The organism is Sphingomonas sp. SORGH_AS_0870 (assembly GCF_031453175.1).
Lineage (GTDB): Bacteria > Pseudomonadota > Alphaproteobacteria > Sphingomonadales > Sphingomonadaceae > Sphingomonas.
The window spans coordinates 2,845,425-2,866,502 of record NZ_JAVIYW010000002.1 but is presented as its reverse complement, the minus strand read 5'-3'; the positions used below and the strand labels follow the sequence as shown (position 1 = coordinate 2,866,502).

Annotated in this window: 18 protein-coding genes and 1 pseudogene; 15 read left to right on the top strand and 4 right to left on the bottom strand. The window is 68.0% G+C overall.

What is annotated here, in order from left to right:
- The first annotated feature begins 49 nt into the window (after window positions 1-49).
- The 7 genes and pseudogenes from QE363_RS13320 to QE363_RS13290 all read left to right on the top strand — a co-directional run bounded on the left by QE363_RS13320 (window position 50) and on the right by QE363_RS13290 (window position 8,359).
- A complete protein-coding gene (locus QE363_RS13320) occupies window positions 50-2,398 on the top strand; it encodes a glycoside hydrolase family 127 protein (RefSeq protein WP_309695977.1) in 2,349 nt (782 codons plus the stop codon).
- 11 nt (window positions 2,399-2,409) lie between these two features.
- Complete coding sequence (locus tag QE363_RS13315; RefSeq protein WP_309698200.1) at window positions 2,410-3,405, top strand: Ldh family oxidoreductase; 996 nt, start codon at window positions 2,410-2,412, stop codon at window positions 3,403-3,405.
- A gap of 12 nt (window positions 3,406-3,417) precedes the next feature.
- Window positions 3,418-3,957 (top strand): annotated as a pseudogene (locus QE363_RS13310) (DUF885 family protein); the annotation flags it as partial.
- A 79-nt stretch (window positions 3,958-4,036) separates the two neighbouring features.
- Window positions 4,037-5,221: a DUF885 family protein gene (locus tag QE363_RS13305; protein ID WP_309695975.1), complete on the top strand. Its 1,185-nt coding sequence runs from the start codon at window positions 4,037-4,039 to the stop codon at window positions 5,219-5,221.
- A 74-nt stretch (window positions 5,222-5,295) separates the two neighbouring features.
- Window positions 5,296-6,210: a dihydrodipicolinate synthase family protein gene (locus QE363_RS13300; protein ID WP_309695973.1), complete on the top strand. Its 915-nt coding sequence runs from the start codon at window positions 5,296-5,298 to the stop codon at window positions 6,208-6,210.
- Window positions 6,210-6,920 carry a GntR family transcriptional regulator gene (locus tag QE363_RS13295; RefSeq protein ID WP_309695971.1) on the top strand — a complete coding sequence of 237 codons (711 nt, stop codon included), beginning with the start codon at window positions 6,210-6,212 and terminating at the stop codon, window positions 6,918-6,920. Before QE363_RS13300 ends, QE363_RS13295 begins: the two co-directional genes overlap by 1 nt.
- A gap of 35 nt (window positions 6,921-6,955) precedes the next feature.
- Complete coding sequence (locus QE363_RS13290) at window positions 6,956-8,359, top strand: amino acid permease (protein WP_309695970.1); 1,404 nt, start codon at window positions 6,956-6,958, stop codon at window positions 8,357-8,359.
- Here the strand turns inward: QE363_RS13290 and QE363_RS13285 are convergent.
- Complete coding sequence (locus QE363_RS13285) at window positions 8,323-10,662, bottom strand: EAL domain-containing protein (RefSeq protein WP_309695968.1); 2,340 nt, start codon at window positions 10,660-10,662, stop codon at window positions 8,323-8,325. The two genes, QE363_RS13290 and QE363_RS13285, sit on opposite strands and share 37 nt — an antisense overlap.
- Window positions 10,663-10,806: 144 nt before the next feature.
- Here QE363_RS13285 and QE363_RS13280 point away from each other — a divergent pair, with 144 nt between their 5' ends.
- The 3 genes from QE363_RS13280 (at window position 10,807) to QE363_RS13270 (ending at window position 12,713) form a co-directional block, all read left to right on the top strand.
- Window positions 10,807-11,415, top strand: coding sequence for a TetR/AcrR family transcriptional regulator (locus QE363_RS13280; RefSeq protein WP_307099299.1), 609 nt, complete (start codon window positions 10,807-10,809; stop codon window positions 11,413-11,415).
- Window positions 11,416-11,603: 188 nt separating this feature from the next.
- The gene (locus QE363_RS13275; RefSeq protein WP_307099297.1) at window positions 11,604-12,023 is read left to right on the top strand and encodes a hypothetical protein; all 420 of its coding nucleotides are present in this window, start codon (window positions 11,604-11,606) and stop codon (window positions 12,021-12,023) included.
- Between the two features lie 99 nt (window positions 12,024-12,122).
- Window positions 12,123-12,713 (top strand): alpha/beta hydrolase, encoded by a 591-nt coding sequence (locus tag QE363_RS13270; RefSeq protein ID WP_309695965.1) that lies wholly within the window; start codon window positions 12,123-12,125, stop codon window positions 12,711-12,713.
- Window positions 12,714-12,824: 111 nt separating this feature from the next.
- Here QE363_RS13270 and QE363_RS13265 read toward each other — a convergent pair whose 3' ends face one another.
- Window positions 12,825-13,040 carry a hypothetical protein gene (locus QE363_RS13265; protein WP_309695963.1) on the bottom strand — a complete coding sequence of 72 codons (216 nt, stop codon included), beginning with the start codon at window positions 13,038-13,040 and terminating at the stop codon, window positions 12,825-12,827.
- Between the two features lie 142 nt (window positions 13,041-13,182).
- On the opposite strand from QE363_RS13265, the gene QE363_RS13260 reads away from it, so the two are divergent.
- The 3 genes from QE363_RS13260 to QE363_RS13250 all read left to right on the top strand — a co-directional run bounded on the left by QE363_RS13260 (window position 13,183) and on the right by QE363_RS13250 (window position 16,723).
- The gene (locus QE363_RS13260; RefSeq protein WP_309695961.1) at window positions 13,183-14,355 is read left to right on the top strand and encodes a hypothetical protein; all 1,173 of its coding nucleotides are present in this window, start codon (window positions 13,183-13,185) and stop codon (window positions 14,353-14,355) included.
- Between the two features lie 63 nt (window positions 14,356-14,418).
- Window positions 14,419-15,423, top strand: a complete 1,005-nt coding sequence (locus tag QE363_RS13255; protein WP_309695959.1) for an NAD(P)-dependent alcohol dehydrogenase — start codon at window positions 14,419-14,421, stop codon at window positions 15,421-15,423.
- Between the two features lie 10 nt (window positions 15,424-15,433).
- Complete coding sequence (locus QE363_RS13250) at window positions 15,434-16,723, top strand: NAD(P)/FAD-dependent oxidoreductase (RefSeq protein ID WP_309695957.1); 1,290 nt, start codon at window positions 15,434-15,436, stop codon at window positions 16,721-16,723.
- Window positions 16,724-16,726: 3 nt separating this feature from the next.
- Here QE363_RS13250 and QE363_RS13245 read toward each other — a convergent pair whose 3' ends face one another.
- Both QE363_RS13245 and QE363_RS13240 read right to left on the bottom strand, forming a co-directional pair.
- Window positions 16,727-17,371: a GntR family transcriptional regulator gene (locus QE363_RS13245; protein ID WP_307099286.1), complete on the bottom strand. Its 645-nt coding sequence runs from the start codon at window positions 17,369-17,371 to the stop codon at window positions 16,727-16,729.
- Window positions 17,372-17,480: 109 nt separating this feature from the next.
- Window positions 17,481-19,535, bottom strand: coding sequence for an NAD(+) synthase (locus tag QE363_RS13240; protein WP_309695954.1), 2,055 nt, complete (start codon window positions 19,533-19,535; stop codon window positions 17,481-17,483).
- A 255-nt stretch (window positions 19,536-19,790) separates the two neighbouring features.
- On the opposite strand from QE363_RS13240, the gene QE363_RS13235 reads away from it, so the two are divergent.
- Both QE363_RS13235 and panB read left to right on the top strand, forming a co-directional pair.
- On the top strand, window positions 19,791-20,138 hold the full coding sequence (locus QE363_RS13235; protein WP_309695952.1) for an ArsC family reductase: 348 nt from the start codon (window positions 19,791-19,793) through the stop codon (window positions 20,136-20,138).
- Window positions 20,139-20,199: 61 nt separating this feature from the next.
- Window positions 20,200-21,063 carry a 3-methyl-2-oxobutanoate hydroxymethyltransferase gene (panB, locus tag QE363_RS13230; protein WP_307099279.1) on the top strand — a complete coding sequence of 288 codons (864 nt, stop codon included), beginning with the start codon at window positions 20,200-20,202 and terminating at the stop codon, window positions 21,061-21,063.
- The last annotated feature ends 15 nt before the right edge of the window (window positions 21,064-21,078 follow it).

The following is a 21,078-nucleotide window of genomic DNA, read 5'->3' as shown; positions in this document are numbered from 1 at the left end:
ACGGTATTTTGTGGAGAGCAAGATGGTACGGGCAAGCAGGCGCGAATGGATGCGGGGAGCGGCCACCGCCGCCTTGATCGGTGCGGCGCCCCGCGCGATCGCGGCACCGGCTTCGCGACTTCCCGCCAAGGCCGAACCCCTGCCGCTGAACGCCGTTCGCCTGCGCCCGTCCATCTATGCGACCGCGGTTGAGACCAACCGGCGCTATCTCCATCGGCTCGATCCCGACCGGTTGCTCCACAATTTCCGCCTCTATGCCGGGCTGAAGCCCAAGGCGGAGATCTATGGCGGCTGGGAAAGCGATACGATCGCGGGCCATACGCTGGGCCATTACATGTCGGCGCTGGTGCTGACCTGGCAGCAGACCGGCGATACCGAGATGCGGCGGCGCGCCGACTATATCGTCGCCGAACTGGCCGAGGCCCAGGCCAAACGCGGCAACGGCTATGTCGGCGGGCTGGGCCGCAAGCGCCCCGACGGCACCATCGTCGATGGCGAGGAGATCTTTCCCGAGATCATGGCGGGCAAGATCAAGTCGGGCGGCTTCGACCTCAACGGGTCCTGGTCGCCGCTCTACACGGTTCACAAGCTGTTCGCCGGGCTACTCGACATCCATGGCGGCTGGGGCAATGCGCAGGCGCTGTCGGTCGCGGTCGCGCTGGGCGGCTATTTCGCCCGCGTCTTCGCCGCGCTGGACGATGCGCGGATGCAGGAAGTGCTGGGCTGCGAATATGGCGGGCTGAACGAGAGCTTCGCCGAACTCTATCAGCGGACTGGCGACCGCCAGTGGCTGGCGCTGGCCGAGCGCATCTATGACCGCAAGGTGCTCGACCCGCTGGTGGCGGGGAAGGATCAGCTCGCCAATTTCCACGCCAATACCCAGGTGCCCAAGCTGATCGGCCTGGCGCGGATCCATGAGATCACCGGCAACCCCGCACCGGCGGCGGGCGCGCGCTTCTTCTGGGACACGGTGACGCAGCATCACAGCTATGTCATCGGCGGCAATGCGGACCGCGAATATTTCTCGGAGCCCGACACGATCGCGCGGCACATCACCGAGCAGACGTGCGAGCACTGCAACACCTACAACATGCTCAAGCTGACCCGGCACCTCTATGGCTGGCAGCCCCAGGCGGCGCTGTTCGACTTTTATGAACGCGCGCATCTGAACCATGTCATGGCGGCGCAGAATCCGGAGGATGGCGGCTTCACCTATATGACGCCGCTGATGACCGGCATGGCGCGCGAATTCTCGACGCCCAAGGATGACGCCTTCTGGTGCTGCGTCGGTTCGGGGATGGAGTCGCATGCCAAGCATGGCGAGTCGATCTTCTGGCAGGGCGGGGACGCGCTGCTCGTGAACCTCTATATCCCGGCCGAGGCGCGGTGGGAGCGGCGCGGGGCGACCGTCACGCTCGACACTGCCTATCCGATGGAGGGGCAGGCGACGTTGCGCTTCACCCGTCTCGACCGTGCGGGACGCTTTCCGGTGGCGCTGCGGGTGCCCGGCTGGACGCAGGGCCAGGCGGTGGTGGAGGTCAATGGCCAGCCGGTCGAGCCGGTGTTCGACCGCGGTTATGCGGTGGTCGAGCGGCGGTGGAAGGCGGGCGACAGCGTCGCCATCCGCCTGCCGCTGGAATTGCGGGTCGAACCGACGCCGGGCGACGACAGCGTGGTCGCGGTGGTGCGCGGGCCGATGGTGATGGCCGCCGATCTGGGGTCGGTCGAAACGCCGTGGAACTCGCCCGACCCCGCCATGGTCGGCGCGCATCCGCTGGCCGCCTTCACCCCGGCCGAGGGCGCACCGGCGCGCTATGCGACGCGCGGCGTATTCCGCCCGGCGGATCTCAGCTTCGTCCCCTTCTTCAGTCAATATGATCGCCGCAGCGCGGTCTATTTCAAGCGCTTCACCGAAGCGGGATGGAAGGCGGAGGAGGCGGCCTTCCTCGCCGATCAGGCACGCGCCCGCGACATCGCCGCGCGCTCGGTCGACGTGATGCATCTGGGCGAGATGCAACCCGAGCGCGATCATGGACTTACCTCGGAAATTTCCTATCCCGTCTCCTATCGCGGGCGGCAGGGGCGCGATGCGCGGTCGGGGGGCTATATCGAGTTCAGCATGGCGGTGCGTCCCGGCCCGCTGGTGCTTCAGGCGACCTATTGGGGCGACGAGCGCAAGCGCGACTTCGACATTCTGGTCGACAATGTGAAGGTCGCCACCCAGCATCTGGAAAGCGACAAGCCTGGTCAGTTCTTCGACGTCGAATATCCGCTTCCGCTAGGGGTGACGGCGGGCAAGAAGAGTGTGCGCATCCGCATCGTCCCGCATGACCGCAGCACGGCGGGGCCGATCTTCGGCATGCGCCTGTTCACCGCGAAGAAGGGCGTGACCGCGTGACCGGCATCCGCATGACGCTGGCGGAGTTGCGGTCGCTCGCGCGGGCCAAGCTGCTGGGCGCGCGGCTCGCCCCCGCCCATGCCGAGGCGGTGGCCGAGACGATGGTCGCGGGCGAGCGCGACGGATGCGCGTCGCATGGCATTTATCGCCTGCTGGTCGCCGTCTCCAGCATCAACAAAGGCGTCGTCGTGCCCGATGCCGAACCCGTCCTGTCGCATCCGGCGCATGCGCTGGTCCGCGTCGATGGTGGCGGCGGCTTTGCCCAGCTGGCGTTCCAGACCGGCAAGCCCGCACTGATCGAAAAGGCGCGCAGGAACGGCATCGCCGCGCTGGCCCTGAACAATGTCGTGCATTTCGCCGCGCTCTGGCCCGAGGTCGAGGAACTGGCCGAGGCGGGGCTGGTCGCGCTGGCCTTCACCCCCAGCCATGCCTGGGTCGCGCCGTCGGGCGGGGCTGAGCCGGTGTTCGGGACCAATCCGATCGCGTTCGGCTGGCCGCGCCCCGATGGCCCGCCCTTCGTCTTCGACTTCGCCACCAGCATGGTCGCGCGCGGCGAGATCGAGCTTCACCGCCGCGCGGGCAAGGCGGTGCCCGACGACTGGGGCGTCGATGCGGAGGGACGTCCCACCACCGATCCCGCCGCGATCCTGTCGGGCGCGATGCGGACCTTTGGCGGGCATAAGGGATCGGCGCTGGCGGCGATGGTCGAGCTGCTTGCCGGGCCGCTGATCGGCGACATGACCAGCCGCGAGTCGATCGACATCGATGCGGGGCGCGGCGGATCGCCCCTGGGCGGCGAACTGATCATCGCGATCGATCCCAAGGGGTTCCTGGGCGATCTTCTGCCCGAACATCAGGCGCGTGCGGAGGCGATGTTCGCCGCGATCACGGGGCAGGGGGCACGGCTGCCTTCGGCCCGGCGCTATGCGGCGCGGGCGGTTTCGCTGGCGGAGGGCGTGGTGATTCCCGCTGATCTCCACCGCGACGTCACGGCACTGAATGGTTGAAGCAGGAAGGGTATGAGCATGACGAACCGGATCGCACCGCTTCTGGCGGGAATGGCCCTTCTCTGCGTACCGGGGGCGGGGGAGGCGAAGGCGCCGACGGCGCAGCCGCGTGGCAAAGCGGCGACGGCGACGCGTGCGGCGGACGCCCGCTTCCGTGCCTTGTCCGAGGCGGAGTATAAATGGCGGGTCAGCCAGAACGCTGCCGACGAGGATAGCGGCAGCGCCGGATCGCGCCAGTTGCCCGATGTCGGTTCGGCGGCGCAGGCGGCACGGCTCGCGCGGTGGGAGGCAACCGCCAAGGCGCTGGACGGCATCGATATCAACGCCTTGTCGCCCGATGTTCGCACCGATTACATGGTCTATCGCGGCCAGATCGATGCCCTGCTCGCCGCCCAGCGCTTCCGGGAATATGAGAGGCCGCTGAACGCCGATACCAGCTTCTGGGGCAATCTCGCCAGCTGGGCGCGGGGCAGCTTCACCAAGGAAAGCCAGTATCGCGACTATATCGCGATGCTCCACCAGATGCCGCGCTATTACGACCAGCAGATCGGCAATATGCGCGCCGGACTGGCGCGGGGCTTCACCCCCGCCGCGCGTCACGCTGAAGGGGCGCGATATCGGCGTCGCGCAGGTGGTCGATGCCGGCCTGGGCGAGGACCAGCCCTTCTACGCGCCGTTCCGCACCATGCCCGCCACCATGGCGCCCGCCACCGTCGCGGCGCTGCGGGCCGAGGCGAAGGCGGCGATCCGCGACGATGTCCTGCCCGCGCATGTCAAGCTGCTCGCCTTCCTGCGCAACGACTATATGCCGGGCGGGCAGGCCAGCACGGCGGCCTATGACCTGCCCGACGGCAAGGCCTATTACCGGTCGAAGATCCGCGAATATGTGACCGCCGACATGACCCCCGAACAGATCCATGCCATCGGCCTGTCGGAGATCAAGCGCATCCGGGCGCGGATGGACGATGTGATGCGCGAGGTGAAGTTCACGGGCGATTTCCCCGCCTTCCTGACCTTCCTGCGCACCGATCCGCAATTCTATGCCAAGACGCCGCAGGAACTGCTCGACCGCGCGGCCTGGTTCGCCAAGAGCTTCGACGGCATCGCCGCCGACTGGTTCGGCCGCCTGCCGCGCAGCCGGTTCGCGATCAAGCCGGTGCCCGCCGATCTCGCACCCTTCTATACCGCCGGGCGCGGCGGTCCGGGCATCTATCTGGTCAACACCTATGACCTGCCGTCGCGTTCGCTCTATGCGCTGCCCGCGCTGACGCTGCACGAAAGCGCGCCCGGCCATGCCTTCCAGATGCCGCTGGCCGCCGAGAACAAGGATCTGCCCGCCTTCCGCCGCGACAGCTATCTGTCGGCCTATGGCGAGGGCTGGGCGCTGTATTGCGAGGCGCTGGGCGAGGATATGGGCTTCTACAAGACGCCCTATGATCGGTTCGGCATGCTGTCCTATCAGGCCTGGCGTGCCGCGCGGCTGGTGGTCGATACCGGCATCCATGCCATGGGATGGAGCCGCGAGCAGGCCCAGGCCTATCTCCACGACAACACCGCGCTGTCGGATCACGAGATCGAGACCGAGGTCGACCGCTACATCGCATGGCCGGGCCAGGCGCTGTCCTATTATATGGGGCAGCTCGCCTTCCAGAAGGCGCGGGCCAAGGCGGAGAAGGCGCTGGGGCCGAAGTTCAACATCCGCGCCTGGCACGATGCGATGTTGCAACTGGGCTATGTGCCCTTGCCCGTCATCGCGCAGCGCACCGATCAGTTCATCGCGGAGGGTGGCAAGGGGCCCTATCCCGATGAGGAATGATCGCGATTGACCTGCGATGATCGATTTGCTAAAAAGTATACGGTATCTAAATATAAACAGCAGGAAGACAGATTGTGAGCATCGGCTGGCGTGGCGTATTCCCCGCGGTGACGACCCAGGTGCGGGAGGATCTTTCGATCGATCTCGCCGACACGCAGCGCGTGGTGGACGATCTGGTCCGCGACGGCGTGACCGGCGTCATCGCCCTTGGCACGGTCGGCGAGAACAACTCGCTCGACTATGATGAGAAGGTCACGGTGCTGACCGCGATCGTCGAGGCGGTCGACGGCCGCGTGCCGGTGATCACCGGCGTGTCGGAATATGACACGCGCCGCGCGGTCCGCTATGCGCAGGCTGCCGAAAAGGCTGGCGCCGACGGCCTGATGCTGCTGCCGCCGATGGTCTATGTGCCCAAGGCGCATGAGCTGGTGAACCATTTCAAGGGCGTGGCGGATCAGGTCGGCCTGCCGATCATGCTCTACAACAACCCGCCCGCCTATCGCACGGTCATCGACCAGACGGTGCTGGAAGCGCTGATCGACGTGAAGAACATTGTCGCGGTCAAGGAATCGGCCCCCGACACGCGTCGCTTCACCGACTTCCGCAATGCCTTTGGCGATCGCTACGTCCTGTTCGCGGGGCTGGACGACGTGGCGCTTGAGGGGCTGTACCTCGGGGCGCAGGGCTGGGTCTCGGGCCTGACCAACGCCTTCCCCAAGGAGTCGGTCGAACTGGTCGCCGCGTTCGAGCGGGGCGATCATGCCAAGGCGATGGAAATCTATCGCTGGTTCATGCCGCTCCTCCACCTCGATGCCGAGCATGACCTGGTCCAGTCGATCAAGCTGGCCGAGCAGGTCATGGGTCGCGGTTCGGAGCGCGTGCTGCCGCCGCGCTACGTCCTCGAGGGCGAACGCCGCGCGCAAGTGATCGCGATGGTCGAAAAGGCCGCCGCGACCCGCCCGACCCTCGGGCTGAGCAAGGCCGCCTGATGGCGACGACGCTCCCGCCCCGCGACATGGTGCCGGATGACGGCCGAGCGCGGGGCGGGGGCGTCATCGTCGTGCAGACGCTGGCGGACCGGATCTTCGCCATCGTCCGCGAACGGATCGTGGCCGGGACGCTGGGGGGCGACCGACCGATCCGGCAGGACGCGCTGGCCGCCGAACTGGGGGTCAGCAAGATTCCGCTGCGCGAGGCGCTCGCCCGGCTGGAGCAGGAGGGGCTGCTCCAGGGGATCGCCAATCGCGGCTATCTGGTCGGTCGGTTGAGCGCGGCGCGGGCCGAGGAAATCTACATGCTTCGCTGCCGCCTCGAACCGGCGGCGGCGGCGCGCGCGGCGCTGGTCGCGGATGACGAGGACCGGGCGCGGCTGATCGCGGCGTTCGACATGCTGGACCGCGCCGCGACCAGCGATCTGGCGCAGGTCGCCATCTCCAACCGGCAATTCCACATGGCGATGGTCCGCCCGATCGGACGGCCGCTGACCATCCGCATGATCCGACAATTGGCGGTGCTGGCGGAGCGCTATGTCGTCGCGCATCTGCAACCCGCCGGGCGCGATGCCCGCGCGCATCTGGAACACCGCGAACAGCTCGATGCCTTTCTGGCGCGCGACGCGGAACGGGTTCAATCATTGCTTGACGCGCATATCCGGTCCACGCTGATGGACCTGAAGGGCGGGTTCGCACTCGCCGGATAGCATGGAAACCATCGAGGCGGGGGATTTTGCTTCACATGTTCGGACCGTTCAAACCGCTGGGCAGCGCGACCCAGCATGGGGAAGGGCAGGCGCTGGCCAAGACGCTCAGCTGGCCGCACCTCATCGCGCTGGGGGTCGGCGCGATCGTCGGCACCGGCATCTACACGCTGACTGGGGTGGGCGCGGAACGGGCGGGGCCCGCCGTCATCCTGGCCTTCGCGATCGCGGGCGCGGTCTGCGCCTGCGCGGCGCTTGCCTATGCGGAACTGGCCACGCTGATCCCGGCGGCGGGCAGCGCCTATACCTTCAGCTACACTGCCTTGGGCGAGACGCTGGCCTGGGTCGTGGGGTGGAGCCTGATCCTGGAATATTCGCTGTCCTGCTCGGCGGTCGCGGTCGGCTGGGGTGGCTATCTGGTCGGCTGGATACAGGCGGCGGGCATACACTTGCCGCCCGAACTTCTGTCCGGGCCGCATGGCGGCGGCATCGTAAACCTGCCTGCGGTGGTCGTCGCCCTGTCGGTGATGGGCATGCTGATCGCGGGCACGCGTGAGAGCGCGACGCTCAATATCGTCCTCGTCGTCATCAAGCTGGTGGCGCTGGGCATCTTCGTGGCCTTTGCCCTTCCGGCCTTCCACGGCGATAATCTCCATCCCTTCATGCCCTATGGCTTTGCCGCGCACGAGGTGGACGGTGCCAAGCGCGGCGTGATGGCGGCGGCGGCGATCGTGTTCTTTGCCTTTTACGGGTTCGACGCGGTTGCGACTTCCGCCGAGGAAGCCAAGAATCCCAGTCGTGACCTGACCATCGGTATCGTCGGCTCCATGCTGGTCTGCACGTTGATCTACATGGCGGTGGCCGTCGCGGCGATCGGATCGATGCCCTTCCAGCAGCTCGCCAATTCACCGGAGCCGCTGGCGCTGGTCCTTCGCTCGCTGGGCCAGCCCCAGGCGGCGCATCTGATCGCGCTGGCCGCGGTCATCGCGCTGCCTTCGGTCATCCTGGTCATGATGTACGGACAGAGCCGCATCTTCTTCACCATGGCACGCGACGGCCTGTTGCCGCAGTCGCTGGCCGTGGTCAGCAAGCGCAGCGGCGCGCCGACCCGCATCACGCTGGTCACCGGCCTGTCGATCGCGCTGGTCGCAGGCACCTTCCGGCTGGACGAGATCGCCGAGCTGGCCAATGCGGGCACGCTGCTCGCCTTCATCGCGGTCGGCGCCTGCCTGATGGTGCTGCGGCGCAAGGCGCCGGACGCGAAGCGGCTGTTCCGCTGCCCGCAGCCCTATCTGGTCGGCACGCTCGCCATCCTGGGCTGTATCTATCTGCTGTTCAGCCTGCCCAGTTCGACCATCATCCGGTTCGTCATCTGGAACCTGGCCGGGCTGGCCTTCTACTTCGTCTATGGTCGGCGGCGGAGCGCGCTGGCAGCGGGATAAACGGGCAGGCGGCCGGGGCGGCCGAACAGATAACCCTGGGCCTGGGGGCATCCCTCCTCCAGCACCATGCGATGCTGTTCGGCCGTCTCCACCCCTTCGGCCACCACCGGCAGGTTCAGGCTCTGGCCCAGCCCGACGATCGCGCGGACGATCGACCGCGCGGCCTCGTCATCGGTGACGCCCGAGATGAAGCTGCGGTCGATCTTGATCTTGTCGAACGGAAAGCATTGGAGGTTGCTCAGCGAGCTGTAGCCGGTGCCGAAATCGTCCATGACGATCCCGACCCCCATGGCCTTCAGCCGATGCAGCGTCCGCAGCGTGCCCTCCCGGTCGTGGAGCAGGACGTTCTCGGTGATCTCCAGCTCCAGCCGACGCGCGGGAAAGCCGCTTTCGGCCAGCGCCTTGGCGACGATCTCGGCCAGGTTGGGCAGCTGGAACTGGATGGGGGAGACGTTGACCGCCAGCGTCATCGGCTCGGGCCAGGCAGCGGCGGCGCGGCAGGCCTCGCCCAGCACCCATTCGCCGAGTTGCAGGATGATGCCCGTATCCTCGGCGATCGGCACGAACTCGTCGGGGACGATCTCGCCGCGCTCGGGATGCTGCCAGCGGAGCAGTGCCTCATAACCGATGACGCTCGCGCCCTCGGTCGAGACCAGCGGCTGATAGACCAGCTGCATCTGGTCGCGCAGCAGGGCGTGGCGCAGGTCATGTTCGAGCGCGCGGCGATGGCGGACCGCATGGTCCATGTCCTGGTCGAAGAAGGACGCCGCGCCGCGTCCGCTCGTCTTGGCGCGGTATAGCGCGACATCGGCATTGTGGCGAAGTCCATCGGCGTCGGCGGCATCCTGCGGGAACAGCGACACGCCGATGCTGACCCCGACCGCCGTCGGATCGCGGCTCAGGTCCATTTCGGTGGCAAAGGCGCCCAGGATCGTCGCGACCAGCTTGTGGACCCGGTCGGGATCGTCGACCCCGCGCTGCAGGATCAGGAACTCATCGCCGCCGACCCGTGCGACCACCGCCGCCTCGTCGACCACGCCGGTCAGGATCCGGGCGACGCGACACAGGATCATGTCGCCCGCCGCATGGCCGAACAAATCGTTGACCGCCTTGAACCGATCGAGATCGAGCGCGAGTAGCGCGAAGGGGCCCTTCTGGTCGGCCTGTGCGATGGCCCCCTCCAGCGCCTGGGCGAAATAGGCGCGATTGGGCAATCCGGTCAGCGGATCATGGACCGCCATATATTCGATCTGGCGCTGCGCCCGCCGCTGCTCGGTCAGGTCGCGCACCGCCATCACGGTCGATCGTCGTCCGCGATATTCGATCTCGTGACAGGCGACCTCCAGATAGCGTTCCATCGAGGCGTGGCAGGGGCGCGTCTCGACCGGGTGATCGTGCGCCAGGCTCAGCGGCACGCTGTCCATGGTTTCCAGCCAGTCCCCGGGGGTGGAGCCGATCAACGCCTGCGGCTCGACCCCCAGCATCGCGGCGAGCCGGGCATTGGTCTCGACGATACGGCCGTTCAGCAGGATCGCGATCCCCTCGCGGGTCGCCTGGGTCAGGCCGTGCAGGTCGGTCAGCCGCCGGTCGAGGATGGCCGCGCCGATCATCATCACGACGATCAGGCCGGTCGCCCCCAGCACGGCGCGGGCCAGGCCGTGCGGCTGGAGCGGTTCGAGGGTCGGATCGACCACCACCCCGCCGGGCAGGAGCGTCGTCGCCGCCATCGCCCCGAAATGCAGCATCACGACCCCCATCGCGCCCGCGAGGATCGGCAGGACCGCGCGCGTCATCCCGCGCAGCCGGATATGGGCAATCAGCGCGAGCGAGAGGAAGGCCGTCGCGCCCAGCATCGCCTGCGTGACGCCCCATGGCCGGTACAGGATGCGGGCGGGCACGATCAGCGCGCTCATGCCAACGAAGTGCATCGCGGCGATGCTGGCGGCGATGATCGTGGCGGCGATCACCAGCATCCCCGTCTCCCGCCGCCGGGCGATGAAGGCCAGCGCGAGCCAGATGCCCGCGATCGGAATCCCGATCGAAACGACGGTCAGCGACAGGTCGAACCCCAGCGGCAGGGGCCCCCGATAGGCGAGCATGGCCAGGAAATGCGTCGCCCAGATGCCGATCCCGGCGGTGATCGCGGCAAAGGCCAGCCAGCTTCGGCGGCGACCCTCGACGCATTCCTCCGACCGGGCGTGCAGGAGGAAGAGCGCGGACAATCCCAGGACGCAAATCCCGGCGGCCAGTCCGACCAGCCAGGGATCATGGTCTTTGGTGATACATCCGACGATATTGAGCATGCTGTACTGGTCCCCCGACGACCCTTCATAGGACGACGTCGCTTTCCGAACATTTAAGAGCGTTGGCACCGGATCGGAGGAAGCCGACCGGGTAGGGCGTTCGGGGGTTTCAAAAATCGCCGGGATAATTATATACCGACTGTTATGGAAAATGCTTTGCCCGCTTGTAAGGGGCGTCCTCGCGAATTCTGCACCGAGCAGGCGCTGGCCTCGGCGCTCCGGGTCTTCTGGAGCAAGGGGTATGAGGGCGCGTCGATGGCGGACCTGACCGAGGCGATGGGGATCACCAAGCCCAGCCTCTATGCCGCGTTCGGCAACAAGGAAGCGTTGTTTCACAAGGCATTGGACCTCTATGAGGCCGAGAAGATGGCCTTTATCCGCGAGGCGCTGAATCAGCCCACCGCGCGGGGCGTGGCCGAGCATCTGCTGCGCGGCGCGGTTGATGCGCAGACCAACCAGCAGGAACCGCGCGGTTGCCTGGGGGTGATCCACTCGGTCGCCTGCGGGTCGGAAGCCGAATCGATCAAGGCGGAGGTCGTCGCCCGCCGCGCCTCGTCACAGGCGGCGCTGCTCGCCCGGTTCCAGCGCGCCAAGGACGAAGGCGATCTGCGCGAGGATGTCGAGCCCGAGGGGCTGACCGCGATGCTCTATGCGCTGTTCCAGGGAATGGCCGTGCAGGCCGGGTCGGGGGCCAGCCGCGCCGACCTGGAAAGGCTGGTCGAGACGGGGCTGAAATGCTGGCCTACGCGTTGAATACCAGTCGGTATAAAATGCTTGACGGGGCGTCGGCGGCTTAATATACCGCTTGGTATGGAAGGCGCCTGGTAGTCTTCCGAACATCATTGGCGAGACATGGATACGGGCGGCATGGGGTCGCCGGATCGCGGCGGGCGGATGCGCTTTGCCGGACAGGGTGTCGCGCGACGCAAAAGGGGTATGTCATGGCCTATGTCGCTTTTCAGGAAATCGGTGCCGCGCGGGCCGCGTTCGATGCCGCCACCGCCGAACAGGGTGCGGCGGCGATTCGGCCGGACGCCCGACTGTCGGCGCTGGAATGGCAGGTCGTGGCACTGGCCCGTCGCGATCGCGTCTCGTCGCTGCGCGCGCCCAGCCGTCTGGGCCGCGCGCTCGGCTCCATCTTCGGCGAGACGCGCAATCCCCGGCTGGCCGACCCTTCGCTCGAGGCGCTGCGCCGGATGGCGGTGCTGAGCTGGCATCATGGCTATAGCGTGCCCTCGCACGAGGTCCGCGCGTTCCTGGCCGCCGGGTACAGCCCCGATCAATATGAGCTGATGGTCGACAGCATCGCGACCGCGCTGGCGGGTTCGCGCCGTTCGACCCGGATCGCCGCCGCCGCCTGACGACGATCGTCGCGCCGGGACGAGGCGGCGTCGCGTCGATGCCCCTTGCCTCGCGCGATAAGCGGCGTACCTTGGGGGGATCAGCGACGGAGCAGATCCATGGCGGCCGAACTGCGTCTGACCGACCCCTTTTCGATCATCACCCTGCCCATGGCGGGCGCGCCGGGCAGCGAGCAGGCGGCGCCGTGGGAAAGGCTGTTCGCCTGGCCCCGTCGTGGCGATGTCCAGCTTCCCTTCGACGCCAGCAGCCGCGAGGCGCGCGATGCCTGGGCCACCCGGCTCGACCATGCGGTGGCGCATGCTGACAAGGCGGTGCTGCTGGTCGCGGAAAACGCCGCCTGCCTGGCCAGCATCTGGTGGGCGCGGCTGTCGCCCAGCCATTATGTCTCGAAGGTCGCGGGCGCGCTGTTCTTCCAGCCGCCCTCCATCGCGCCGCTCGACCGGTCCGGCGGGCAACTCTTCGCTTCGCCCGAGGCGGCGCTGCCTTTCCCGTCGCTGGTGATCGACGGCGCGCTGCATGGACCCGCGCTGGCGCAGGCCTGTGGCGGGCGGCTGTTGGAGGCACCGCGCGCCGCGCCGCCCGCGACCGGCATGTGGCGACAGGCGCAGCGGTTGATCGAGCGACTGTCGGCCGGCGTGGTCGAACAGGATATGCGCGTCCTGCGCACGCTGGGCATTCCCGACCGATGACAGGCATAAAAATGGCCCGGCGGGATGCCGCCGGGCCAGTCGAACGCCATAGGGAGCTTCCTTTGGCGAGCAGGAGAGGTGGCGGGCCGCGTCGCCCGCGTCCGTCCGCCGCTATTGCGGGGCCGTGCTGTTGAGGTCGGCGTCGTTGGACGTCAGCAGGTCGTTGCCCAGGGCCTCGTTATCCGCCACCGGCGTTTCGTCATTGGCAAGCACCACCGATCCGTTATCCAGCGTGGCATTGTCGGCGGCGGTCCCCTTGGGCGAGCAACCGGCAAGCGGCGCGATCGACGCCAGCAGGATCAATGGAAAGGCGCGACGTCGCATCATGAATCCGGTTCCCTTCTGTCCCTGTACAGCCCTGTTCGGCTCGGTCTGATAAATACATACCAAATCGATGGGATATAAGAAGCGCTATTCTTTCGCGGCTGATAGCTGGGCTATCTGGCGCCTGATATGGGCTCTGGTCGGCATGGTGTCGATCGCCGGTGTCGCCAGCGCCCAGCCGGTCGGGCCGCCCGCGCTCGACGGGCAGGCGGCGCTTGCGCTCGACGCCGCGACCTATGCGGCGCAGTCCGGCCTGTCGCCGTCCAACGCCTTGCGCGAGTTGCAGGTCCAGGACGCATCGGTGCCGGTGACCGATGCGCTCCGCACGGAGTTCGCCGATCGGCTGGCCGGGCTGTCGGTGGGGCATGCGCCCTTCCATGTCGATGTGCTGCTGACCGGCGACGCGCCCGTGGCGGACCGGGTGGTGCAGGTGGCGGGCATGCCGGTGCTGATCCGCTTTCGCACCGGAGCCTATGCCACCCATGGCCAGCTCGTCACCGCACTCGCGCTTCACCAGACCGAAATCCGCGCCAGCCTGACGCGCCCGCCGGGGATCGGCGTCGATCCGCGTATCGGCGCGCTGGTCGTCATGGTGGGGCAGGCGGACCTGCTGGCCGAGCCGGGCGAAGCCTTGCGCGACCGGATCGCGCGGCTGGCGGGGGTGCCGGTGCGGATCGCCAGCATGGAGACGCCCGATACCGACCTTGCCGATCTGCAAGGCGGTGCGCGGCTGGTCGGGGTCGATCCGGCCGACGGGCGGCGTTATGCCTGTACCAGCGGCTTCGTCGTGCGGCGCGGCGCGGAGGATGCGGTCGTCACCGCCGCGCATTGCCCCGACAATCTGTCGTGGAGCGACGCCGCCCGCACCGAACATCCGCTGCCTTTCCTGGGGCAATGGGGCTGGGGCTATCAGGACGTGCAGGTCAATGGCAGCCCGGTGCCGCTCGCGCCGCGTTTCTGGAGCGACACGGCCAAGACGATCAGCCGGACCGTCACCGGCGAGCGGCCGCGCGATTCGACGCGGGCGGGCGACATCGTCTGCCATCGCGGCGAGCGGACCGGCTATAGCTGTGCCGAGATATGGATGCCCGATTTCGCGCCCGCGGGCGATCTGTGCGGCGGCGGCTGTACGGCCGCCTGGGTCGCGGTGCGCGGGCCGACCTGCCGCAGCGGCGACAGCGGCGGGCCGGTCTTCCTGGGCGGCACCGCCTTCGGGATCGTCAAGGGCGGCAGCTACCGCGCCGACGGCAGCTGCGCCTTTTATTTCTATATGTCGCTCGATTTCCTGCCCAGCGGATGGTCCCTGGCGACCGGCTGAGGATCGCATCGCTGCATTGCAACGTTGGCGTGTCGGTAACGGATATCGACAAAGGGCGACGACATGAAAGCGATGATCCTCGACGCACCCGGCGGGCTGGACCGTCTGCGTCTGGTCGAGCGTCCCGATCCGGGCGCGCCGGGCGCGGGCATGATCCGGGTCCGGCTGCATGCGACGTCGCTCAACTATCATGACTATGGCGTCGTCTCTGGCCGGATGCCGACCGAGGATGGCCGCATTCCGATGGCGGATGGCGCCGGGATCGTCGAGGCGGTGGGCGAGGGCGTGACCGACTTCGCGGCGGGCGATTCGGTCGTTGCGTGCTTCTTTCCCGATTGGCAGGAGGGGCCCGCGCGGGTCGGCGACTTCGCCCGGACGCCCGGCGACGGGATCGATGGCTATGCCTGCGAGACGGTGGTCGCGCCCGCGACCGCCTTCACCCTGTCGCCCAAGGGCTATGACCATGCCCAGGCCGCGACGATCACCACCGCCGGGCTGACCGCGTGGCGCAGTCTGGTGGTCGATGGCGGGCTGAAGGCCGGGGACCGGGTGGCGGTGCTGGGCACGGGCGGCGTGTCAATCTGGGCGCTCCAGATCGCCAAGCTGATGGGGGCGAGCGTGGTCGTCACCTCGTCCTCCGATGCCAAGCTGGAACGGGCCAGGGCCCTGGGCGCGGATCATGTCATCAACTACCGCACCCATGCCGACTGGGGCCGGATGGTCCATGACTGGGCCGGAGGCGGCGTCGACCATGTGGTGGAGGTCGGCGGTCCGGGCACGCTCGCCCAGTCGATCGACGCGGTGCGGATCGGTGGACATATCGGCCTGATCGGCGTGCTGACCGGCGCCAGCGGCGAAGTGCCGACCGCGACCATGATGCTCAAGCAGGCAAGGCTCCAGGGCCTGATCGTCGGCAGCCGCCGGATGCAGCAGGACTTCGTCCGCGCGCTCGACACCGCCGACCTCCGCCCGGTGATCGACCGGAGCTTTGCGCTGGACGAACTCGGCGACGCGTTCCGCCATCAGGAAAGCGGCGCGCATTTCGGCAAGATCGCGGTGACATGGTGAGGGTGCCGTCATGAGCGGGCCCGAAGGCGAGGCCGTCGATCCTGCCTGGCCGCATGTCGTCATCATCGGCGCCGGGTTTGGCGGGCTGGCAGTGGCCAAGCGGCTGGCCCGCGCGCCGGTGCGGGTGACGGTGATCGACCGGAACAACTATCATCTGTTCGTGCCGCTGCTCTATCAGGTCGCGACCGCCGCGTTGTCCCCGGCGGATGTGGCCGAGCCGATCCGCCATGTCCTCGGCCGGTTCCCCAATATCCGCGTCGTGCTGGGCGAGGTCGCGCAGATCGACACCGGGGCGCGCCGGATCGGCCTGTCGACCGGCGAGACGCTGTCCTATGACCGGCTGGTCGTCGCCACCGGATCGACCAGCAGCTATTTCGGGCATGACGAATGGCGCAGCGTCGCGCCCGCCTGCAAGTCGATCGAGGAGGCGCGGCTGATCCGCTCGCGCGTGCTGGGCGCGTTCGAGGAGGCGGAGCGCGACGGTGCGGCGGATCGCGAGGCGCTGATGACCTTCGTGATCGTCGGCGGCGGCCCGACCGGGGTGGAGCTGGCGGGCTCGGTCGCCGAGCTGGCACGCTATACGCTGACCTCGGACTTCCGCCGCATCCGGCCCGAGGCGGCGAAGATCATTCTGGTCGAGGCGGGTCCGCGCATCCTGGCGGCCTTTCCCGATTCGCTGGCCGATTATGCCGAGCGGGCGCTGGGGCGGCTGGGCGTCGAGATCCTGACGAACATGCCGGTCGAGACGATCACCGAAGAGGGGCTGACTGCGGGCGGCCGCTTCATCCCGGCGCGCACCGTCCTGTGGGGGGCGGGCGTCGCGCCGACGGGGGCGGCGGCGCTACTGGGGGTGAAGCCGGGGCCGGGCGGCCGGGTCGCGGTAAAACCCGACCTGAGCGTCGAGGGGCTGGAGGGCGTCTATGCGCTGGGCGATGTCGCCGCCTGTCCGGACGAGGCGGGCAAGCCGCTGCCGGGACTGGCGCAGGTAGCGCAGCAACAGGGCGACTATCTGGGCAAGGCTTTGCGCGACCTGTTGACCCGGGGCCGGTCCGCGCCGCCCTTTCGCTTCCACAATCGCGGCAATGCGGCGATCATCGGGCGACACGCCGCGATCTTCGATTTCGGCCGCTATCGGTTGAAGGGCTATCCGGCCTGGATGCTATGGGCGATCGTCCATGTCGTCCTGCTGGTCAGCTTCGCGCAACGCATCCGCGTCAGCCTGCAATGGCTCTGGCGCTATCTGACCTATCGTCGGGGCGCGCGGATCATCACGACGCCCGTGGTGCGGGGGTCGGGATAGCGTTTATTCGGCCAGCTGGGCGCGAAGGTCGACGATCGTCGCGCCGATATGATCGGTCAGCAGCCCGGCGACCCGCGCCTCGTCACGCGCCAGCCATGCGTCGAGCAGCGCATGATGCTCCTCATGCGCGCGGTCCTCGCGTCCGGCGGGTTTCAGATGCTGGACGACATAGCGTTCGGCCAGCACCTGCAACCGCTCGATCAGTTGGAAGGTGAGCGCGGCGCCCAGCGGCCGGACCAGCGCGAGGTGGAAGGCGCGGTTGAGGAGCGCGACCTCGTGCAGCGCCTCGCGCGCCGCCACGTCGAGCGCGGTCAGCGCCTCGCGCGCCGCCGCCTGATCGGCGATCGACGCGACGCGGCTGGCCCGCGCGGCGGCATCGGGTTCGATCGACAGGCGGAGTTCGTAGATCTCCTCCGCCTCGCCCGCGCCCAGCGATCGGACGAAGAAGCCGCGATTAGCCTGGCTGACCAGCAACCCTTCCTGTTCCAGACGCGCCAGCGCCTCGCGAAGCGGAATCTTGCTGACGCCCAGCTCGTTGGCCAGCGCGTCCTGGCGGATCGGCTGGTCTTCGGGCAGGGCGCCGCTGATGATGCGTTCGCGGACGATCGTGAAGATCTGCTCCGACAGGGTGCGAACGACAAGGCTCATGGTATCTCTCGTGCCGACAGGCCGGGAGGAGCCTGTAATTTGGGAAGAAACGTATACGTCAAGCGTTCAGCATAGCGCCGAACGTCCTCCCCTGCCAAGCCCGCTCTGGTCAGGCCGGTGGCAGGGTGTCCCGCAATTCCGCCAACCAGACAGCCGCACTGCCGTCCGAGGGCGCACGCCAGTCGCCACGGGGCGAAAGCGCGCCGCCCGGCGACACTTTCGGCCCGTTGGGAAGCGCCGAACGCTTGAACTGGCTGGTCTGGAAGAAGCGCGTCAGGAACCGCTCCAGCCAGTGGCGGATCACGGGCAGGTCATAGGCGATGTGCGCGTCCTCCGGCAGATCCTCGGGCCAGCCGCCCGCCTCCGCGTCGCGCCACGCATGCCAGGCGAGGAAGGCGATCTTGGAGGGCTTCAGGCCGAAGCGGATGACGTAATGCGCGAAGAAATCGTTGAGCGCATAGGGGCCGATCATCGCCTCGGTCGACTGCATCGCACCGCTGGCATCGGCGGGGACCAGTTCGGGTGAGATTTCCTGCGCCAGGATCGCGGCCAGCACTTGGTTGGTCGCCGCGTCATATTGGCCGGTACGGATGCACCAGCGGATCAGGAACTGGATCAGCGTCTTCGGAACCCCCGCATTGACCGCATAATGGCTCATCTGGTCGCCGACGCCGTAAGTGCACCATCCGAGCGCCAGCTCCGACAGGTCGCCGGTGCCCAGCACGATCCCGCCGCGCTGGTTGGCGAGGCGGAAGAGATAGTCGGTGCGAAGCCCCGCCTGCACATTCTCGAAGGTCACGTCATGGACCGGCTCCCCGGCGGCGAAGGGATGGCCCATATCCGCCAGCATCTGCTGCGCGGCGGGGCGGATGTCGATCTCCTCGGCGCTCACCCCCAGCGCGCGCATCAGCGCCCAGGCCTGTGCCTTCGTCCCCTCGCCGGTGGCGAAGCCGGGCATGGTGAAGGCCAGGATGCGGTCGCGGCTCCAGCCCAGCCGGTCGGTCGCCTTGGCCGCGACGATCAGCGCATGGGTGGAATCGAGCCCGCCGGACACGCCGATGACCAGCGTCCGGGCGCGGCTCGCCTCCAGCCGCTTGGCCAGCGCCTCGACCTGGATGTTATAGGCCTCGAAGCAATCTTCGTCGCGCCGCGCGGGGTCGTCGGGGACGAAGGGAAAACGCTGCACCTGGCGGCGGAGGCCCTGATCGACCGGCTCGACCCCGTGGACGAAGCCGATGCGGCGGAACCGCGTCTCGGGATGGCCCGTGGCGGCGGCGGCGTCGTTGAACGTGCCGAAGCGCAGCCGCTCCTGCACGATCCGCTCGACATCGACATCGGCGATGGTGAGCGCGGGTTGCCGGTCGAACCGCTCCGACTGGGTCAGAAGCTCGCCCAGTTCGTGGATCAGGCCCTGGCCGTCCCAGGACAGGTCGGTCGTGCTCTCGCCGATCCCCGCCGCCGAATAGACATAGGCGCAGGCCGCCCGCGCCGACTGCGCCGCCGCCAGCATCGCCCGGTCGCGCGCCTTGCCGATGACGATGTTCGACGCCGACAGGTTGCAGCAGATCGTCGCGCCCGCCAGCGCTCCCAGCGTCGAGGGCGGGGTGGGGGCCCAGTAATCCTCGCAGATTTCGGCATGGATGACGAAGCCGGGCAGGTCCTCGGCCGCGAAGATCAGGTCGGTGCCGAAGGGCACGGACTGTCCGTCCAGATCGATGGTCAGCCCGGTCAGCCCGGCGCCGCTCGCGAACCAGCGCTTTTCGTAATATTCGCGGTAATTGGGCAGGAAGCTCTTGGGCACCACGCCCAGGATGCGGCCGCGCGCGATGGCGATGGCGCAATTGTACAGCCGCCCATTGCGCGGCAGCGCCGCTCCGACGAGCATCACCGGCGACAGGGCGGCGCTGGCATCGACCATCTCGCCCAGTGCCTCCAGCGTGGCGCGGTGCATCGCGCCCTGAAGGTGTAGGTCGTCGATCGCATAGGAGGTCAGCGACAATTCGGGAAAGACGATCAGGTCGACCCCGTCTTCGTCCGCCGTCCGCGCCAGGTCGAGCATGGCCTGCGCATTGGCGAACGCATCTCCCACCGAGGCGGCGGGCGTCGCTGCGGCGACCCGGATCAGGCCATGGGTGTGAAGCGCGTAGAAGGGATGGTCCTGCATGGCTGTCGGGATAGCGGGCCGGGAAGGGGGGCGCCACCCCGTGTGGATTGCCACGGGTTAGGTTTGTGGAGCCCTTGGCCTTCGACTTCGCTCAGGCTGAACGGCGGTTGGGGAGAGCTGCCATCCCTCGCTCCGTTCAGCCTGAGCGAAGTCGAAGGCCACGCCCCACTCCCAAATCCAATCCCCGAACCGACCTGCTGCAATTCCCCCACATCACCGCTAAAGCCCCCGACGAACCACGATCCGGAGCCTCGAATGACCGTCCAACTCTACGGCATCCCCAATTGCGACACGATGAAGAAGGCGCGGACCTGGCTTGACCAGCACGGCGTCGACTATCGCTTCCACAACTACAAGACCGACGGGATCGACGAGGCCAGCCTGCGCCGCTGGGTCGATCAGCTGGGTTGGGAAGTGCTGCTGAACCGGGCGGGCACGACCTTTCGCAAGCTGGACGAAGCCGAACGCCAGGATATTGATGCCGACAAGGCGATCCGCCTGATGCAAGCGCAGCCCTCGCTCATCAAGCGGCCGGTGCTCGACCGCGACGGTACGCTTACCGTGGGCTTCAAGCCCGAACGCTACGCCGAAATCCTCCCCTGAAAATCCGCCCGCAAAGCAGGGGGCTGGAGCCGGTGGCGTAGCGGGAGTAGAGGCTGGCGCCATGTCCACGACCTACACGCTCGACACCGCGACGAGTCGCGCCAACCCCACGCCCGCGCCGATGAAGCGGCTGACCATTCCCGCCATCCGCCGTGCCAAGGGCGGCACGCCCCTGGTCATGCTGACCGCCTATACGGTGCGCTCGGCGCAGCTGCTCGACCCGCATTGCGACATGCTGCTGGTCGGCGACAGCCTGGGGCAGGTGATCTATGGCCTGCCCTCGACCGTGCCGGTCACGCTCCAGATGATGGCGGCGCACGGGGCGGCGGTCGTGCGGGGCAGCTATCATGCGGTGGTCGTCATCGACCTGCCTTTCGGCAGCTATGAGGCGAGCCCGGAAAAGGCGTTCGAGAATGCCGCCTGGCTGCTCAAGGAAACCGGCGCGGCGGCGGTCAAGCTGGAGGGCGGGGTCGCCATGGCACCGACCGTCCGCTTCCTGGTCGAGCGCGGCATCCCCGTCATGGGCCATGTCGGCCTGACGCCGCAGGCGGTAAACGTGCTGGGCGGCTATGGCGCGCGCGGCCGCAGCCCCGAGGAAGCCGCCAAGATCGTCGCCGATGCGGTGGCGGTGGCGGAGGCGGGGGCCTTTTCGGTGGTGATCGAGGGGGTGGTCGAACCCATCGCGATCGAGATCACCCGGCAGGTCGCCTGCCCGACCATCGGCATCGGCGCGTCGGCGGAGTGCGATGGGCAGGTGCTGGTCGGCGAGGACATGCTGGGCCTGTTCGACCGCACCGCGCGCTTCGTCCGCCGTTACGAGACGATGGGCGAGCGGATCGGCGAGGCGGCGCGGACCTATGCCGAGGATGTCCGCGCGCGGCGTTTTCCGGGGCCCGAACAGGTCTACGCCCCCCGCGAATCCTGATCGCGCGGGGCCCAA

Bases quoted from the DNA above. Each gene is read 5' to 3' on its own strand.
- QE363_RS13235 (WP_309695952.1), top strand. From the start codon at position 19,791: ATGACCGTCCAACTCTACGGCATCCCCAATTGCGACACGATGAAGAAG.
- QE363_RS13320 (WP_309695977.1), top strand. From the start codon at position 50: ATGCGGGGAGCGGCCACCGCCGCCTTGATCGGTGCGGCGCCCCGCGCG.
- QE363_RS13285 (WP_309695968.1), bottom strand. From the start codon at position 10,662: ATGCTCAATATCGTCGGATGTATCACCAAAGACCATGATCCCTGGCTG.
- QE363_RS13250 (WP_309695957.1), top strand. From the start codon at position 15,434: ATGAGCGGGCCCGAAGGCGAGGCCGTCGATCCTGCCTGGCCGCATGTC.
- QE363_RS13295 (WP_309695971.1), top strand. From the start codon at position 6,210: ATGGCGACGACGCTCCCGCCCCGCGACATGGTGCCGGATGACGGCCGA.
- QE363_RS13315 (WP_309698200.1), top strand. From the start codon at position 2,410: ATGACGCTGGCGGAGTTGCGGTCGCTCGCGCGGGCCAAGCTGCTGGGC.
- QE363_RS13260 (WP_309695961.1), top strand. From the start codon at position 13,183: ATGGTGTCGATCGCCGGTGTCGCCAGCGCCCAGCCGGTCGGGCCGCCC.
- panB (WP_307099279.1), top strand. From the start codon at position 20,200: ATGTCCACGACCTACACGCTCGACACCGCGACGAGTCGCGCCAACCCC.
- QE363_RS13290 (WP_309695970.1), top strand. From the start codon at position 6,956: ATGTTCGGACCGTTCAAACCGCTGGGCAGCGCGACCCAGCATGGGGAA.
- QE363_RS13245 (WP_307099286.1), bottom strand. From the start codon at position 17,371: ATGAGCCTTGTCGTTCGCACCCTGTCGGAGCAGATCTTCACGATCGTC.
- QE363_RS13240 (WP_309695954.1), bottom strand. From the start codon at position 19,535: ATGCAGGACCATCCCTTCTACGCGCTTCACACCCATGGCCTGATCCGG.
- QE363_RS13280 (WP_307099299.1), top strand. From the start codon at position 10,807: ATGGAAAATGCTTTGCCCGCTTGTAAGGGGCGTCCTCGCGAATTCTGC.
- QE363_RS13255 (WP_309695959.1), top strand. From the start codon at position 14,419: ATGAAAGCGATGATCCTCGACGCACCCGGCGGGCTGGACCGTCTGCGT.
- QE363_RS13265 (WP_309695963.1), bottom strand. From the start codon at position 13,040: ATGATGCGACGTCGCGCCTTTCCATTGATCCTGCTGGCGTCGATCGCG.
- QE363_RS13270 (WP_309695965.1), top strand. From the start codon at position 12,123: ATGGCGGCCGAACTGCGTCTGACCGACCCCTTTTCGATCATCACCCTG.
- QE363_RS13275 (WP_307099297.1), top strand. From the start codon at position 11,604: ATGGCCTATGTCGCTTTTCAGGAAATCGGTGCCGCGCGGGCCGCGTTC.